Annotated in this window: 3 protein-coding genes; 2 read left to right on the forward strand and 1 reads right to left on the reverse strand. The window is 68.7% G+C overall.

All coding sequences use genetic code 11. The annotated features are described in order from the left end of the window. Window positions 1–3: 3 nt before the first annotated feature. Window positions 4–411, reverse strand: a complete 408-nt coding sequence (locus ACJ8AT_RS15540; protein ID WP_407738512.1) for a DUF3592 domain-containing protein — start codon at window positions 409–411, stop codon at window positions 4–6. Window positions 412–543: 132 nt separating this feature from the next. Between ACJ8AT_RS15540 and ACJ8AT_RS15545 the strand changes: the two genes are divergently transcribed. Together ACJ8AT_RS15545 and ACJ8AT_RS15550 are read left to right on the forward strand one after the other, a co-directional pair. Next, window positions 544–1014 carry a hypothetical protein gene (locus ACJ8AT_RS15545; RefSeq protein WP_407738513.1) on the forward strand — a complete coding sequence of 157 codons (471 nt, stop codon included), beginning with the start codon at window positions 544–546 and terminating at the stop codon, window positions 1012–1014. Window positions 1015–1085: 71 nt separating this feature from the next. Further along, window positions 1086–1793: hypothetical protein (locus ACJ8AT_RS15550; protein WP_407738514.1), on the forward strand; the 708-nt coding region annotated here is incomplete at its 3' end.

Genomic DNA, 1793 nt, shown 5'->3' on the forward strand with positions numbered 1-1793 from the left:
CCCTCAGTGTCCGCTGAACATCGTGATGCCACCGCCCACCAGCAGGAAGACGACGCCAATTCCTCCCAGCAGCAGCGGGAAGGCCCAGACGTTGAAGACGGTGTGGATCCGCATGTTGTCGGGCTGCGCCGGATCGTACAGGACGACCAGGCTGTCGCCCTCCTTGTAGCGCGGGGGGTTGGAGCCCACGTTGGAGACCACCTCCTGCGTGGCGCCCGCCTGCGTCCGGTAGCGGAGCACGGGGTAGTACGAGCGCTCCTGGTTGGTGCCGAGGCGCTGCTGCAAGGCGACGACCTCCGCCCGAGCCTCCTGGGCGCTGGACAGGAAGCGCCGGGTGCGCGCCGCCGTGAAGAAGCAGCCCACCAGCAGCCCCACGCCCACCACCAGGAAGATGAGACCGAATGCCGACACGGAACGCCTCCTCGTTGGAGCGAGCCGCAGCAGAGCCCAGGTCAGCACCGCACGCAAATGGACGGCTCTTTGTCCCGGAGCGCACGCGCTTTATGGCTTGACGGAGCGCGCCCGGGTGCTGACGCTGGGTGCATGATCCGCAAGGACTATATCGAGCGCCTCATCGAGCAGTTCGCCGCCGCGGTCGGGGCCTTGCTCAAGCTGCGGCGCGAGCGCAAGACGGAGGAGGCCCAGCAATTGCTCCGCGACACGGCGCTCTCCTTGCTCGGCATGGAGTACGGCACGCTGACGATGGCGGACGCGGCCTCCACCGCGAAGCTCTTGGGGCACCCGCTCCGCGTGGCGGTGCTGGCCCGGCTCCTGGCGGAGGAGGGAGCGCTGCTCGAGCAGAAGGGAGAGCCCGCGAGTGCCTCGACGCGGTGGGTGCTGGCGCTGGAGCTCTTCCTCGAAGCCCAGGCGATGGGCGCGAAGCTCGAAGAAGAGGACGCGTGGGTGTCCGCCGAGCTGCGGCAGAAGGTAGAGCCCTCGCTGCTGTCCGAGCGCCACCAGCAGTTGCTCGCTCGGGAGTACGAGAGAGCAGCGGAAAATCTAAAAAAAGTGTAAAATACGGATGCTCCGCGGAGCTGCTCGGCCTGGGCCCACGCCCTGGAGCGTGTCGTACGTCTATTCCTCTCATGGGTGGCACGCAGATGCTTCGAGTCTCTTGGAAGGGCGCGCTCACGCTGCTCGTGACGGCGCTGCTGACAGTGGGAGCGTCCCAGCCTGAGGGGTGCTCGGGCGCGAGCAGCCCCGAGCAGCGCTACCGGTACCCCGCACTGGATCCCCAGCTCGGCCACTTCGTCGTCACCGGCCATGCGCCCGACTTCCACGCCGTGGACGACTCCGGCGCCGCGCGGCTGCTGATTCGCTCGCTGGCCTACGCGCGCGCGGGCAACGCGCTGCCGTTCCTCTGGGTGGAGTCCCGCATGGCGCCGCCCGCGGGCTACCGCTCCGGCAAGGAGGGGCTCCAGGCCGCGGGGTTCATGGAGGGCCGGGACTTCCTCCACATGAACGCGGCCCAGCTCGGGGCGATGCCAGCCTCCTGGTGGAGCACGCTGAGCACGCGCTTCAGCGCCCTCGTGGTGGCCTCGGATCGCGCGCTGCTGACGCAGGCGGAGTTGGATGTGCTCAAGCTCCACCGGCTCGACGTTGCCCGGTTCTTGAAGGAGCTGCGCGGCGTGGTGGCCTTCTCCGAGAGCGGCACGGGCGCGGGCCTCACGCAGCGAGACCGCTATGAGTTCCTTCCCTTCGACATGTTCGCCACCGCCGGCGCGAAGCCGCCGTACTCGGTGACGGCGTTCGGCCAGCAGGCGCTGGGGGTGACTCGAGACGACGTGAACTCG

It is taken from the genome of Hyalangium sp. (assembly GCF_045802625.1).
GTDB lineage: Bacteria > Myxococcota > Myxococcia > Myxococcales > Myxococcaceae > Hyalangium.